Raw genomic sequence first — 14,510 nt, forward strand, 5'->3', positions numbered from 1 at the left:
CTGCCGCGAGGACGGCCGGTGCAGGTCAGGCCGGATCGACGGTCGGCCGGGCCGTCAACTCGACCGTCAGCTCGGCTTCAGCGGAACCGGCTGCGCTCCCGACAGAGGCGGCGGTCTTGTCGAGCCGAACCGAGTCCGCTGTCCGTTCCGCCTCAGCGGTTTTGGCTGTTCGCTCGTCAAAGCCATCTGCTGCTTCGGTCCCGTCGGAAGCGGCATCCGGGGCTAGCCTGGCCAGGGCCGTGTCCACAGCGAAGGAGGCCGGCCGATGAAGGAGCGCGTGCTCATCCTCGGCGGCGGCATCATCGGGCTCGCCTGCGCGCTCGAGGCGGCGCGGGACGGCTCGCGAGAGGTAACGGTCGTGGAGCGCGGCGGCTTCGGCGGCCAGGCGACGGGAGCGGCTGCCGGCATGCTGGCTCCTTTTTCCGAGAATGTCGAGCAACCGGATGCGTTCTTCGAGCTGTGCCTGGACAGCCTGCGCCGCTACCCGGAGTGGGTGGAGCGCATCGAGGAGCAGAGCGGGATGGAAGCGGGCTTGCGCCGCACGGGCAGCATCGGGGTGGCGCTGCACGAGGCGGACCTGCTGCCGCTGCAGTCGCGGCTGCGCTGGCAGCGCGCCGCCGGCAGCGGGGCGGAGCTGCTGTCGGCGGCGCAGACGGCGCGGCTCGAGCCGATGCTCGCGGCCTGCGCCGGAGGCCTCTACACGCCGGACGAGGCGCATGTGGACGCGCCCCGGCTCGCCGCCGCGCTGGAGCAGGCTTGCCGAAGCATCGGCGTCCGGCTCATGGCCGGCCAAGGCGGGCTGGCCTCGCTGGAGCTGCGCCCCGAGGATGCCCCGGAGCGGCCGGTCGCTTTGACGACGGAGGCAGGCAGCCGCCTGGAGGCGGACCGGCTCGTGCTCTGCGCCGGCGCATGGAGCGGGGAATTCGAGCGGCTGTTCGGCCTGCCTGAGACGATCCATCCGATCCGGGGGCAGATCTGCGCGTACGGCGTGCCGGACGGAGAGGTCCGCCACATGGTGTTCACGAGCCAAGCCTACTGGGTCGGCAAGTCGGGCGGCAGGCTCGTCTGCGGGGCATCGGAGGACGTGGCCGGATTCTGCACGGACGTGACGGACAAAGGCATCGGACGGCTGGAGCGCTGGAGCGCCCGGGCGTTTCCGATGCTGGCCGGCCTGCGTCCGAGCACGCGCTGGGCCGGCCTGCGTCCGGCGACCCGCGACGGCCGTCCGCTCATCGGCCGGCTGAGCGGCTACCCCCAGGTGCTGTTCGCGGCGGGCCATTACCGCAACGGCATCCTGCTCGCGCCGGCGACGGCCGCAGCCGTGCTTGGCCTGCTGGACGGAGACGAGCTGGCGGCGAGTCCGGCGTTCCACCCGGAGCGCTTCCGGCACGCAAGCGGGGCGTTCCCGTCCCGATCCGCTGCTTCGAGTCCGCCTGGGGACCCGCATGCGCCTGCGGCGCGGACGAGCGAGCCGGCGGGACGTACGGCCGCCGCTCCGCACGAAGGAGTCCTTTCCGGGGATAGGAGGGGACCGGCATGAAGCGATTCCCGAAAGCGCTGACGATCGCCGGCTCCGACTCCGGCGGCGGCGCGGGCATCCAAGCGGATTTGAAGACGTTCCAGGAGCTGGGGACGTTCGGCATGAGCGTGCTGACGGCGGCGACGGCGCAGAACTCGGTCGGCGTGCAGGGCGTGTACCCGCTGCCGGCGGATGCGGTGGCGCGGCAGCTCGACTCCGTGCTGGACGACATCGGAGCGGATGCGGTGAAGACCGGCATGCTGTTCTCCGCCGACATCATCGGCATCGTCGCCGGCAAGCTGGAGCGCTGCGGAGCGGGACCGATCGTCGTCGATCCGGTCATGATCTCGAAGCACGGCTCGCGCCTCCTGGAGGAAGCGGCGGCCGAGGCGCTGCGCGACCGGCTGATGCCGCTGGCGGAGGTCGTCACGCCGAATCTGCCCGAAGCGTGCGCGCTGCTCGGCTGGGACGAAAGCGAGCTCGCGACCGAAGCCGCGATGGAAGCGGCCGCTCGGGAGCTGCTGCGCTTCGGCAGCCGCCATGTGCTGCTGAAGGGCGGGCATCTGCCCGGCAGCGCCGAGGCGGTCGATCTGCTGCTGTCCGCCGATCGGCCGCACCGGCCGATCCGGTTCGCGGCCGCCCGCGTGCCGACGCCGCATACGCATGGCACCGGCTGCACGACGGCCTCGGCGATCGCGGCGCTGCTGGCGCTCGGCCATGAGCTGCCGGAGGCGGCGCGCCGGGCCAAGGCGTTCACGCTGGAGGCGATTCGGGCGGCGGGCCCGACCGGCGCCGGCACGGGCTCGCTCTGGCATGCCGCCTGGCGGCAGGAGCCGCTGTCCGTGGCGGAAGCGGCCGCGCCAAGAGCAGTCGCGCCGCCGCGGGCGTGAGCGGAGCGCCGGCAGTCCGAGGCCGCTTTTTGCGCAAGCATGGAGGCATCCGGATCGTCCGCGGGGCGGGCGGCAGGCATCCTTCGGCAGGGCAAGCGCATAGAGTAGAACAGCAGAAGAATGGCCAACGGTGCCGGTGAAGGAGCATGGACATGAAAACGAACGGAAAACCGGGCAAGGCGAGCCGGCCTTTCGTGCCGAGCGGCGCGCCCGCAGCCAAAGGAAAGGCCGCCTCGGACAGCCGTCCGCGGCCGAAGCGAGCTTCGCGGCCGATGTATCAGGTCGATCATCCGGACTACTCTGAATTGGAAGGACTGGGAGAATCGCCGGCGGAGGAGAGCCAGGGTCCTGCCGCCGAAGGGGCCAGGCCGGGCGGCATCCGCACGGTCAAGCTGCACGGCTTCGCCGCAGCGGCGATCCCGACGGATGAACGGCTCGTAGGGGAGCAAGGGCTCGGGGCGGGCAAAGCCGAAGACGAGCCGGAGTTCCTGGCGTCGAGCGGGGACGGAGCGGCGTCGGAATGGGCGCGCTTGAAGGAAATCCGTTTCAGCCCGGCGCTGAAGATCCGCACCTCTCCGACCGTACGCCTGCTGCCGCAGGAGGCTCCTAGTCAAGAAACGCCGGACTCAGGCGCAGGAGCGCCGAGTGCCAAGGAGGAAGCCGACGGAGCTTCGGCAGCCGAGCTTCTTTCCGTCGAGCTGGACGCGGAGCGGGCGGGAACGCAGGCAAGCGGGCGGCTCGCGGAACCGGCGGCGGACGGCAGCGAGCTGCAGTTCGGCACCGTCTCCTTCGACTTCAAGGAGCGCAGCCGCCTCGACCTCATCCTGCCGCTGAAGCAGCCGTTCCGCGATACGGGCTACTCCATCGCCTGCTCGCTCGACGTGCCGTTCTGCCATGCCGTCGTGCGCGCGAAGCTGGGAGCGGAGGCGGTCGTGACGCTCATCCGCACCCAGGAGGAAGGCAACTCGCGCGGCCGGCTGGACTGGATCGCCGCCGGCCGCAAGGGGTGACCGCAGACCCGCCCAAGCCGCGCGCCGGGGAGGAACGGATCGCGGCGCGGAAAAAGCGCCGGTGCAAAGCCGGAGCAGCCCTGCCTTGAGCGCGGGCGTTATCGCATGGTGAACTGAATGGGAAAAAAGCAGGGCCGCTTCCTCGTCGTCGCGACGAGGAAGCGGCTCTTTTTGCGTTTGCTGCCGAAGGGAGCGGCCTGCTCGGCCGCGCCAGCCGGCGTCGAGGCGTCCGTCCTGGGAAGGCAGATGTCCAACCTGTACAAATGCCGTTTCCCCCGGCTCGCGACTCTCATAAGCTGGCTATCAGAGAGGTGAGGCAAGTGAGAGACTCGCAGTCCGGCCGTCCGGGCGGAAAGCCATCCGGGGCAAAAGCGGCGCGCCTCGGGAAATCCCGATCGAAAGGCGCAGCCACCTCCCGCCCTCGCGCCGGAAACGGAACGAAGGCGGGGAAGGGCGGACCGACAAGCATGAAAGTCGAACGCGGCAGTGCCGCGCATCGCGCGGGAGCGGCGAAGCGCCCGACGTCCCGTTCAATGGCGGGGAGTGAGGGAGACGACCATTCCTTCCCGTCCCTGCCGTCTCGGCTGGATGACGACAGCTCTCCCGCCGTATCGGTCATCGTGCCGGTCATGAATGAGCGCCGAACGATCGGCGCGGTGCTCGCTCAGGCGAAGCGGGTCCACCCGAGCACGGAGCTGATCGTCGTCTCCAACGGTACGACGGACGGCTCCGATCGGATCGCCGCCCGGATGGGGGCGAAAGTGCTGCGCTGCGCTCATGCGCTCGGACATGATGTCGGGCGCAGCGTCGGGGCCCGCGCTGCCCGAGGCGAGGCGCTGCTGTTCCTCGACGGAGACATCGTGCTCCCGGCGGCCAAGCTGCGTCCGTTCGTGCAGGCGGTGCTGAGCGGCGCAGCCGATGTGTCGCTGAACGACTATTCGGGACCGACTCGCCGCAGCCGTGTCCACCCGGTCGTGCTCGCCAAGCATGCGTTGAACGCCATGGCGGGGCGCGACGATTTGCGGGGCGCGTCTCTGACGGCCGTCCCGCATGCGATGTCCCGAGCGGCGGCGGAACGGATCGGCTTGGAGGCGCTGGCCGTGCCGCCGCTCGCGCAAATGAAGGCGCTGGATGCCGGGCTCGCGGTCCAGCGGACCGCGCATGTCGACGTCGGCAGACGCAACCGCCGCAGGCGGAAGCGCGAGCGCGCCAATCCGCTGCATCGCCTCATCACAGGCGACCATCTGGAAGCGGCGGTCTGGCTGGCCGAGGCGCAGGAGCCGCGGAACCGAGCCGGAGCGTTTCCTTCGCCCGCTGCGGCAGGCATGCAGGAGGAGCGGCCCGTCGGAGCGACGGAGGAAAGGAGCGGCTCAACATGACGAAGATACGTTTTCCCGGCGGCTTCTGCAGCTTGTACGGGAGCCGCTCGCAAGGGGTCTTGGGCATCGGCGCGCCATCGCTGCCGAACGCGCCGGGCCGAGCGCCGGATTCGGCGAGCAAGAGAACCAATCGAGCCGGCGCATCCCGCAATGTAGCGGCAGCCGTTCGGAGCGGTCGGAAGAAGCGGCCGACGCCGTCGGCCGGCCGGCGCTCGACGGGGCATTCCGCCGATGGCCGGCAGGCCGTGGAAAGGAGCGCTGCCGATCGGCCCGCCGTGGACCGGACTTCTGGTGATCGGCCCGCCGTGGATCGGGCGCCCGTCGAACGGACCGCTAGTGAACGGCCCGCCGTGGATCGGGCGCCCGTCAACCGGTCCGCTGGTGATCGGCCCGCCGTGGATCGGGCGCCCGTCAACCGGTCCGCCGCTGGTCGGACCGCCGTCCATCGGCAGGCCGTGAATCGAACCGCCGCTGGTCGGCAGGCCGTCAAACGGTCCGCCGTTGGTCGGAAGGCCGTCGATCGAAACGTCGTCAACCGTGCCGCCGACCATCGGCAGGCCGTCGATCGGAACTCTGTCAAACGGAATGCCGACCATCGGCAGGAAGCCGATCGGCCCGCCGTCAAACGGTCCGCCGTTGGTCAGCAAGCCGTCGATCGGAACGCTGTCAACCGGAGTGCCGACCATCGGCAGGAAGCCGATCGGCCCGCCGTCAAACGGTCCGCCGTTGGTCAGCAGGCTGTCGATCAGCCCGCCGTCAATCGCAGTGCCGACCATTGGCAGGCCGTCGATCGGAACGCTGTCAACCGAACGAACGTCAACCGGAGTTCCGTCGGCAAACCCGCTGCCGGCCCGTCTCCCGCCCATCGCTCCTCCGTCGTCCGTTCTTCCCCTGAGCTCCGCCATTCGGCGCGACGCATGGATGCCGAGCCTTCGGGCTCGCTCGACCGCGGGCCCGTCGCTGCGGCTCGAATGAAGCCCGAGCCGGCGCTTTCTCAATCCGTCCCGCGGATCATCCGGGCGAAAGGCACCGCCGTCAACGGCTGGAGCTTCCCGGCGGAAGCCGCTGCGGTGCTCTGCTCCTCCAGCGACGAGGCGCTGGAAACGGCCGCGGCTGCGCTGGAGGCGATCGGCTGCCGCAAGCTCGTGCTCATGCGCTCCGGCTTATCCGATCCACCGGGAGCGGTCGCTGCGCCGACGGTGGAGAGCGCTGGAGGAGCGGCCGGCTCCGAAGCGGCATCGACGCGCATCCGGCTGCGGCATCCGCAGGGCGGCGCGGCGGCTTGGGCGGCCGGCATCTACGCCGCGCTGCGGCTGCAGCCGCGCGCCGTGCTCGTCGCGGATGCCGACGAGGCGCTGCAGCCGCCCAGCCGGGCGATGCTGCTGGCCGCCTTGCGCGCCGCTCCGGAGCGGCCGGCGGCCGCGCTCGCGGAGGACGGCGCCTGCGGCAGGCCTTTTTCGGAGTGGAGTCCGCGCACGCGGTTCAACGCCTTCCTGCACTGGTCGCTTGGCGGCGAGCGCAGGACGGCGATGTCGCTGGAGCGCACGCCGTTCGCGCTCAACGCCGAGGCGCTCCGCCGCCTGGCGGACGGCACGCTGCTCGCGCAGCCGCCGCGCGCGCTCGCCGCGCTGCTCGCCGGAGGAGGCATCGCGCTGCCGGTCTCGGTGCGACCGGGCAAGACGCCCGCCGAGCCGCTGCCTGCGCTAGCCTACGCCGACGCGATCCGGCTGGCCGGAGCCCGGCCCCGCTTCGCTTATCCCGACCATAGCCGCGATCGGGCGGCGGCGGCGGGGCGAGGAGAGGCCGGCACGAACCTGTATTCCACGAAGGAGTGAAGCTGAAGTGAAAGCCATTTTGCTGGCCGGGGGGACCGGTACCCGCCTCCGTCCGCTCACCGGGCTGATGAACAAGCATATGCTGCCCGTCTACAAGTATCCGATGATCCATTACGCGATCCATACGCTGGCGGAGGCGGGCGCGGACGAAATCCTGCTCGTCACCGGACGGCAGTCCGCGGGACTGTTCATCGACTATCTCGGCAGCGGCGAGGCGTTCGGAGCGCGGCTCACCTACCTGATCCAGGAGCAGGCCGGCGGCATCGCCCAGGCGCTCGATCTGGCGAAGCCTTTCATCGCTCCTCAGGAAAAGTTCCTCATGCTGCTCGGCGACAATCTGGTGGAGGACTCGCTGAAGCCCTACGTCGACGCCTATAGCGCCCAGGAGCCGGGCACGGCGATGGTGCTGCTCAAGGAGGTGCCGGACCCGCACCGCTACGGCGTGCCGGTGTTCGACGGACAGGGCGGCATCGCCGCGATCGAGGAGAAGCCGGCCCATCCGGCGACGAGCTACAGCGTCACGGGCATCTATCTGTACGACGGCAGCGTCTTCGACATCGTCGCCGTGACGCAGCCCTCGGGACGAGGCGAGCTGGAGATCACGGACGTCAACAACGCTTATGCGAGGCAGGGCAAGCTGCGATACGAGGTGCTGCCGGGCTGGTGGACCGACGCCGGCACGTTCGACTCGCTGCACGAGGCGGCGGGCTGGATGAAGGAGCGCACGGCGACGGCCGAGTCGGATGCGACGGCCGGGGCAGATGGGGATGGCGCTTCGAAAAGCGGGACGGAAGAAGCCGGCCCGCCGGATGACGCGCAGGCGCCGACAGCGACGGGAGGACCGGCGGAGAAGACGGACGCTTCGCCCGCAGACGACGATTCTGCTCCTCGAGGCTGACCGGAACCGGAGCGCTGGAGCGCGAATCAGAAGCTGCAGCCTAAAAAACGGGAGCCGGGGCAGCAGAAGGGGCGCTAACTCGATTAAATCGAGTTAAAGCCGCCCGGGGCCGCTGCAGGCGAGGTACTAACTCGATTAAATCGAGTTAAAGCCGCCCGGGGCTGCTGCTGGCGGAGCAATAACTCGACTAAATCGAGTTAAAGCCGCCCGGGGCTGCTGCAGGCGAGGCAATAACTCGACAAAATCGAGTTAAAGCCGCCCGGGGTTCCTGCGGGCGAGGCACTAACTCGATTAAATCGAGTTAAAGCCGCCCGGAGCCGCTGCAGACGAGGCACTAACTCGATTAAATCGAGTTAAAGCCGCCCGGGACCGCTGCAGGCGAGGCAATAACTCGATTAAATCGAGTTAAAGCCGTTCGGGACCGCTGCAGGCTAGGCACTAACTCGATTAAATCGAGTTAAAGCCGCCTGGGGCTGCTGCAGGCGAGGCAATAACTCGATTAAATCGAGTTAAAGCCGCCCGGGGCTGCTGCAGGCGAGGCAATAACTCGATTAAATCGAGTTAAAGCGGCCCTGGGCCGCTGCGGGCGAGGCGCTAACTCGATTAAATCGAGTTAAAGCCGCCCGGGGCCGCTGTAAGCGAGGCCTTGCCCTTATCAAAAGAGCTAGCGGCTCAATTTCCGCACAAAAGGAGGAGGCCGACCATGAGCAAGCCACAGCGCCGCGAGGCTGTCCCGGAAAGCGAAACGCTCCATGCGCAGGGCCGCGAGGAGGGCTACCGGCAAGGACTGGAGGCGGGGCGCCAGGCATTCGGCGTGCCTTGGCCCGGCACGAGCATCATCATCCCCACGTTCAACAAGCGCGGCTACCTGGAAGCCTGCCTGGACAGCATCCTCGCCCACACGCCGGAGCCGTACGAAATCATCGTCGTCGACAACGGCTCCTCCGACGGGACGGCGGAGATGCTGGAGCGCCGGGCCGCGGAGCTCGGCTTCGGGCGCCTGCGCTGGCGGCGCATGGGTCTCAACGCCGGCTTCGCCGCCGCGGTCAACCGCGGGCTCATGATGGCTCGCGGGGAAAAGCTGCTGCTGCTGAACAACGACACGCTCGTCGCGCCGCGCTGGCTCGACAACCTGACGGCGTGCCTCGAAGGCGTCCCGGATGCCGGCATCGTCGGCCCGGTGACGAACTTCATCAGCGGCGAGCAGCGGATCGATGTCCCGTACCGGACGATTCCGGCGATGAAGGCGTGGGCCGCCTCGTTCAACGAGCCGGACCCCGGCCGCTGGCGGGAGACGGCGCGGCTGACCGGCTTCTGCATGCTGATGCGGCGCGGCCTGCTGGGCGAGATCGGCTATTTCGACGAAGGCTACGAGGTCGGCAATTACGAGGACGACGACTTCAGCCTCCGCGCCCGCCTCGCCGGCTACCGGCTGGCGATCGCGGGGGACGCCTTCATCCATCACTACGGCAACGTCAGCATCCGGTCGATCGGCCGGCGGATGGAGGCGGTCACGGTGCGCAACCGGCGGTATTTCCATGCGAAATGGGAGGGCGCCGACTCCTTGCCGCAGGCCGCAAGGCCGCAGGCAGCGGAAGCCGCGCCGGGCGAGCTCGCGCTCTATCCCGGCGGCATCGCCGCCGAAGCTGCGGACGGCACGCTCTGGTGGCTGGAGAGCGGCCGCCGCTGGCGGATCGAAGGCGAGTGGACGCTGCCGTCGGCGAGGCTCGCGATGCCGGTGCTGCGCCGCCTGCCGATCTCGGCGGAGCCGGTGCCGGCCGAGCTGGCCGCTGTCCGCTGGCACGGGCTGCCGGAAGCGCCGCCGCTGCCGGACGTACCGGTCGATGAAGCCGTTCCGCCGCCGGAGGCCGTGCTGCTGCCGGATGGAAGCGTCGGCCTCGTCGAGGAAGGGCGGCTGCGCCGGCCGCTGAACCGATTCGTCGCCGCCGGCTGGTCGTTGGAGCGGAGGCCGGTCCGCCGGAGGCTGTCGTCGGCGGAGGCGGAAGCGATCCCCGCCGGCGCCGCCATCGCGGCCGCTCCGCAGCTGCGCCAGCGGCTGTAGCCTGAAGCAAGCAAGCTTGGTCCATCACTCATGAACCCATTCAAGGAGGAATCCATCATGGCGATACTGCTGCTCGCGGCTTCCAAGCCGTCTGTCCGGCGCAAGAAGCCCAAGTCCGCCGCCGGTGCCACCAAGACGACCCGCGCAGGCGGCAAGCGCAAGAAGGCGTCCGGAACGACCCGTCGGAAAGCGAGGTCCGCTGCGGGCGGGAAAGGAACGCGGCTCAGGAAGCGCTCCGCTGTCGCAAGGCCGCGCCGCGTCCGCCGCGTCCACAGCGCCCCGCTCCAGGCCGTGCCGCAGATGGCCGGCAGTCCGAGCTATGTGGCCGGCTTCCAGCAGACGTACAACGAAGGTTATCAGGTCGGCTTCGGCCAAGGCTACGAGGAAGGGCTGCAGCTGGCGTACGAGACGCAGCCTTAGCGTCGCCGCTGCCGCCCCGGCATGACGGGTGCTGAAATCGCGCCGCGCGGCTCTGCGGGCTCCGTGCCCGCACTGCGCCTGAGGTCGCGCCGCGCGGCCCTGCGGGCTCCGTGCCCGCCGCGCGCCTGAAATCGCGCTACGCGCCTCTGCGGGTTCCGTGCCCGCACTGCGCCTGAGGTCGCACCGCGCGCCTCTGCGGGCTCCGTGCCCGCCGCGCGCCTGAGGTCGCGCCGCGCGGCTCTGCGGGCTCCGTGCCCCGCGCGCCTGAGGTCGCGCCGCGCGGCCCTGCGGGCTCCGTGCCCCGCGCGCCTGAGGTCGCGCCACGCGCCTCTGCGGGCTTCCGTGCCCGCACTGCGCCTGAGGTCGGGCCAAGCGGCCCTGCGGCCTCCGCGCCGCGCGGCTAGGATATCCGCCGCTTTTGACAAACGGCGGACAAGAGGCCAAGAGGGCTCTGCGCCGCCGGAATACAGTAAGCAGAAGGAGAAGGGAGGCAGATGGCATGGCATCACAGGAGCAGCTGCTGGCAGCGGGGCGGGAGGCGGGACGCCTCGCGGGGGAGGCGCACGGGCGCCGGGACGGCGCTTGCCGGAGCGCCGCGCAGACGGTCGCTCCCGCTGCGTACCCGCTGCGGCCGCTGACCGTCCTCTTCGTGCCGCAAGGCTTCCCCGCCATCGATGAGGGGGTGGCGGACGCTCTCCGGCAGCATGCGCAGACGGTCCACGTCGGCCATTCCTCGACGATGCTCGCCCAGGCTGCCGAGCTGAGGCCGCAGCTGGTGCTCGTCATGAACGGCCTGCACGTGTTCCCGCCGGACCATGCCGAGCAGATCGCGGCGATCCGCGCGCTCGGCATCCGCACGGCGATCTGGTTCGCGGACGATCCGTACTTCACCCGCGAGACGGCTCGGCTCGCGCCGCTCTACGACGTCGTCTTCACGCATGAGCTCGAGGCGGTGCCGTTCTACCGGGCGAGCGGAGCGGCGAACGCGCATTACCTGCCGCTCGGAGCGAACCCGGCGGTATTCCACGCGAAGCCGGTCGGCCAGGAGTACCGCAGCGACGTCTTTTTCGTCGGCACGGGCTTCTGGAACCGGATCCGGCTGCTCAACGAGGTGCTGCCGGCGCTGGAAGGCCGCAAGGTCGTCCTCGCGGGCGGCGAGTGGGAGCGGCTCGCCCGCTACTCTCGCTACAAGCCGTTCATCCGGCCCGGCTTCATGCCGGTCGAGGAGACGGTGAACTTTTACAACGGGGCGAAGATCGTCCTGAACATCCACCGCACGACCGAGCCGGGCTCCGACAACCATAACGATGCCGGACTCCGGGGAGCGTCGATCAACCCGCGGACGTACGAGATTTCGGCCTGCGGCACGCTGCAGCTGACCGACATCCGGGACGATCTGTCCCAGTATTACGAGCCGGGCCGGGAGCTGGACGTGTTCCGCACGCCGGCCGAGCTGACCGCCAAGATCCTCCACTACCTCGACCGAGAGGACGAGAGGCGGCGGATCGCCGTGCTCGGCATGCTCCGCACGATGCGGGACCATGCCTACGCCGGCAGGGTCGGCACGCTGCTCGACCTTGCCGGATGCTGAAGCGCAAGGCAGCCGCGGGCGACCGCCGGGCTGGCCAAGAAGAAGGAGGAACCATAGTGGCTGTAACATCCATGCGCGGCAAGCGCGCCCGTCCAAGCCGACCGGCGCGTCCGGGAGCCGCTGCCGTCCGGAGGAGCCGGCCGCCGCTCCTGGACGCCGAAGTCCAGAGCGGACGGGAAGCAGGCTTCGCGGCCGGAGTGGAGCACGGAAGATGGCAGGGCAAGTGCGAGGCTGCCTTGAGCCAGCTGCCGTACGCGCCTCCGGTCTTTCCGATCCACGTCCTGTTCGTCGCGACGGCGAAAGGCTACCCCTACTCGCCGCTCGATTCGGCGATCGCCGATACGCTCCGCTCGATGACCGCGAGGCTGAGCATCACCGACACGCAGCAGCCGGTCGTGCAGCTGGCCAAGGAGCTGCGGCCGGACGCGGTCATCGTGCTCGACGGGCTGCAATATCCGACCGAGCAGGTGGACGCGATCCGCGCGCTCGGCATCCGCACCGCCGTCTGGTTCACGGACGATCCGTACTACTCCGACATCACCCGCAAGCTCGCCCCCCATTACGACTTCGTATTCACGCTCGAGAGCAACACGGTCGAATTCTACCGGCAACTCGGCTGCCCGAACGTCACCTACCTGCCGCTCGGCGTCAATCCCGCCGAGTTCCGCCCCCGCAATCCGGACCTGTCGCTGCGCCGCGAGATCAGCTTCGTCGGCTCGGCCTACCACAAGCGCGTCGACTTCTTCAATCAGATCACGCCTTACCTCGCGACCCGAGACATCGCCATCTCCGGCCTCTGGTGGGAGCGTCTGCGGGATTACCGGCTGCTCCAGCCGAAAATCCGCGCCGGCCACTGGATGGACCCGCTGGAGACGGCCGCCACGTACAACGGGGCGAAAATCGTCATCAACATGCACCGCGCGCATGACGACGAGACGTTCAACAGCAACAGCGCGCAGCTGACGGCCGTATCGCCGAACCCGCGCACGTTCGAAATCTCGGCCTGCGGCACGCTGCAGCTGACGGACGTGCGGGACGATCTCGCCCGCTTCTACGAGCCGGGCGTGGAGATCGCGACCTATGCCTCGCCGCAGGAGCTCGTCGAGAAGATCGACTACTACCTGAACCACGAGGAAGAGCGGCAGGCGATCGCCTTGCGCGGCTTGTGCCGGACGATGAAGGAGCACACCTATGCCCACCGGCTGACGACGATGCTCTCCGTCATGTTCCCGTCATGACGGCGCGGACGGCCCGCGCCGGGCAAGGAGGGCGATGAGCATGGAGTTCCGGCCGAGGCTGCTGTTCTTCTCCCATATCGGCAGTCCCGAGGCGATCACCGGGGCGGAGAAGCTGCTGCTGTCCACCGTCCTTGAGCTGTCGTCCGTCGCCGACTGCACGCTTGCCGTGCCCGAAGAAGGCATCCTGTCCGGCCGCGCCGCCGCCGCGGGCATCCCGGTCCGCGTGACGGGGCATGTGCCGATCTACTACTCGATGTACATGGGGCTGCCGAGCGTCCCGGACGAGGTCGAGGAGGGGACGGGGAGCGCCGCGATGGAAGGAGTGTACCGGCTTCTGCTGGATGTCCGTCCGCACGCGGTCTGGGTGAACACCTGCGTCCACCCGCTGCCGGCGATCGCTGCCAAGCGGCTCGGCATCCCGGTCGTCTGGTGCCTCACCGAGACGATGCGTCCGGCCGCGGGCGGCGGGCCGACGATGAAGCTGATCGAGCAGCATGCCGACCGCGTCATCGGCATCTCCGCCTCGACGCTGCGGCCGCTCGCCTCGCCGCTTGCGGCATCCCGCTCGGAAGTGCTGCTGCCCGGCGTGGACACGGCTTCGTTCAAGCCGTGGACCTGGGCCGCCAGCCGCAGCGTCCGGCGAGCCGAGCTCGGCCTGCAGGAGCGGCATGTGCTCGTGGGGTTCATCGCCTCGCATCTGTACGAGAACAAGGGGCTGGAGCACTTCCTGGCCGCTGCCGGTCTGGCGGCCGCCTCGCGGCCCGACCTGCGCTTCGTCGTCATCGGCAACCCGGTCGACGCGGAGTACGCCGCCCGCTGCTCGCGCATCGCGGATGCGTCGGGACTGTCGGCCCGCCTTGCGTGGCTGCCCTTCGAGCCGGACGTGTCGCGCGCCTACCCGGCGATGGACGTCCTGGTCGTGCCGAGCATCGTGGAGGAAGGCTTCGGCATGACGGCGCTGGAGGGTCTGCTGTTCGGCAAGCCGGTCGTCGCGTACGCCTCCGGCGGACTCGCGGAAATTCTGCATGCGACCGGCAACGCCGACTGGCTCGCGCCGATGGCCGATTATGCCGGCCTCGCGGAGCGGATCGGCCGGCTCGCGGACAACGCTCCGCTGCGGCTCGCGGCCGGAGCGCACAGCGGCGCGGCGGCGCTCGCCGTGTTCGGCATGCCCGCCTATCGCGGGCGGCTGCTGGCCAGCCTCGAGCGGCTGCGGCTGCCCCGGCTGCCGGAGCCCCGGCTCGTGCACGGCTCCGGGCCGGAGCGCGGCCTGCTCGCCGGCTGGACGCTGCGGCCGATCGCGAACCCGGAGGCGGAGGCGGCAGCCGGCCTCGGCGGCTTGGCGCGAGCCGCGCTGCCGGACGGCGTGCTGGCGCTGCTGCCCCGAGGCGAGCCGATCGGCTCGCCGCCGCCGCAGCCGCAGCCGGAGCTGGAGCCGCCGGCCGCGGAGCCGCCCGCTGCGGCCGGCGATCGCGCCGCCGGCGGCCGCAGGCGGGCCCGGCTGCGGCGCGGCAAGGCCGGCCGCGCGCGGCGGCGAGCCCGCCCCGGCCGCCGCAGCCGCGCGGCTCGGCGCGGCCGTGCCGGCGGCGCTCCGCGCCGCCGCAAGTCCGGCTCCGCCGGCCGTCGGGCCGGCGGGAAGAAGCGGTAGCGCATCTATTTTCAATCGAA

Annotated in this window: 11 protein-coding genes; all 11 read left to right on the plus strand. The window is 70.1% G+C overall.

The genetic code is table 11. The features are described 5' to 3' along the window. The first annotated feature begins 265 nt into the window (after window positions 1–265). The 11 genes from thiO to HGI30_RS07500 all read left to right on the plus strand — a co-directional run bounded on the left by thiO (window position 266) and on the right by HGI30_RS07500 (window position 14,490). A complete protein-coding gene (thiO, locus tag HGI30_RS07450; RefSeq protein WP_168907048.1) occupies window positions 266–1,540 on the plus strand; it encodes a glycine oxidase ThiO in 1,275 nt (424 codons plus the stop codon). Next, window positions 1,537–2,409, plus strand: a complete 873-nt coding sequence (gene thiD / locus HGI30_RS07455; protein ID WP_168907049.1) for a bifunctional hydroxymethylpyrimidine kinase/phosphomethylpyrimidine kinase — start codon at window positions 1,537–1,539, stop codon at window positions 2,407–2,409. Before thiO ends, thiD begins: the two co-directional genes overlap by 4 nt. A gap of 152 nt (window positions 2,410–2,561) precedes the next feature. After that, complete coding sequence (locus tag HGI30_RS07460) at window positions 2,562–3,419, plus strand: WIAG-tail domain (protein ID WP_168907050.1); 858 nt, start codon at window positions 2,562–2,564, stop codon at window positions 3,417–3,419. Between the two features lie 467 nt (window positions 3,420–3,886). Next, window positions 3,887–4,798, plus strand: a complete 912-nt coding sequence (locus HGI30_RS07465; RefSeq protein ID WP_235680358.1) for a glycosyltransferase family 2 protein — start codon at window positions 3,887–3,889, stop codon at window positions 4,796–4,798. Window positions 4,799–5,715: 917 nt separating this feature from the next. After that, on the plus strand, window positions 5,716–6,633 hold the full coding sequence (locus HGI30_RS07470; RefSeq protein ID WP_168907051.1) for a hypothetical protein: 918 nt from the start codon (window positions 5,716–5,718) through the stop codon (window positions 6,631–6,633). Between the two features lie 7 nt (window positions 6,634–6,640). Beyond that, a complete protein-coding gene (locus HGI30_RS07475; RefSeq protein WP_168907052.1) occupies window positions 6,641–7,531 on the plus strand; it encodes a sugar phosphate nucleotidyltransferase in 891 nt (296 codons plus the stop codon). 703 nt (window positions 7,532–8,234) lie between these two features. Beyond that, entirely contained in the window at window positions 8,235–9,593 is a 1,359-nt protein-coding gene (locus HGI30_RS07480; RefSeq protein WP_168907053.1) for a glycosyltransferase family 2 protein, read from the plus strand. A 57-nt stretch (window positions 9,594–9,650) separates the two neighbouring features. Continuing rightward, window positions 9,651–10,013: a hypothetical protein gene (locus HGI30_RS07485; protein ID WP_168907054.1), complete on the plus strand. Its 363-nt coding sequence runs from the start codon at window positions 9,651–9,653 to the stop codon at window positions 10,011–10,013. A 499-nt stretch (window positions 10,014–10,512) separates the two neighbouring features. Further along, a complete protein-coding gene (locus HGI30_RS07490; protein ID WP_168907055.1) occupies window positions 10,513–11,604 on the plus strand; it encodes a CgeB family protein in 1,092 nt (363 codons plus the stop codon). Between the two features lie 56 nt (window positions 11,605–11,660). Further along, window positions 11,661–12,842 (plus strand): CgeB family protein, encoded by a 1,182-nt coding sequence (locus HGI30_RS07495; protein ID WP_235680359.1) that lies wholly within the window; start codon window positions 11,661–11,663, stop codon window positions 12,840–12,842. A 40-nt stretch (window positions 12,843–12,882) separates the two neighbouring features. Continuing rightward, window positions 12,883–14,490: a glycosyltransferase family 4 protein gene (locus tag HGI30_RS07500; protein ID WP_168907056.1), complete on the plus strand. Its 1,608-nt coding sequence runs from the start codon at window positions 12,883–12,885 to the stop codon at window positions 14,488–14,490. Window positions 14,491–14,510 lie beyond the last annotated feature (20 nt).

The organism is Paenibacillus albicereus, assembly GCF_012676905.1.
Classification (GTDB): Bacteria; Bacillota; Bacilli; order Paenibacillales; family Paenibacillaceae; genus Paenibacillus_O; species Paenibacillus_O albicereus.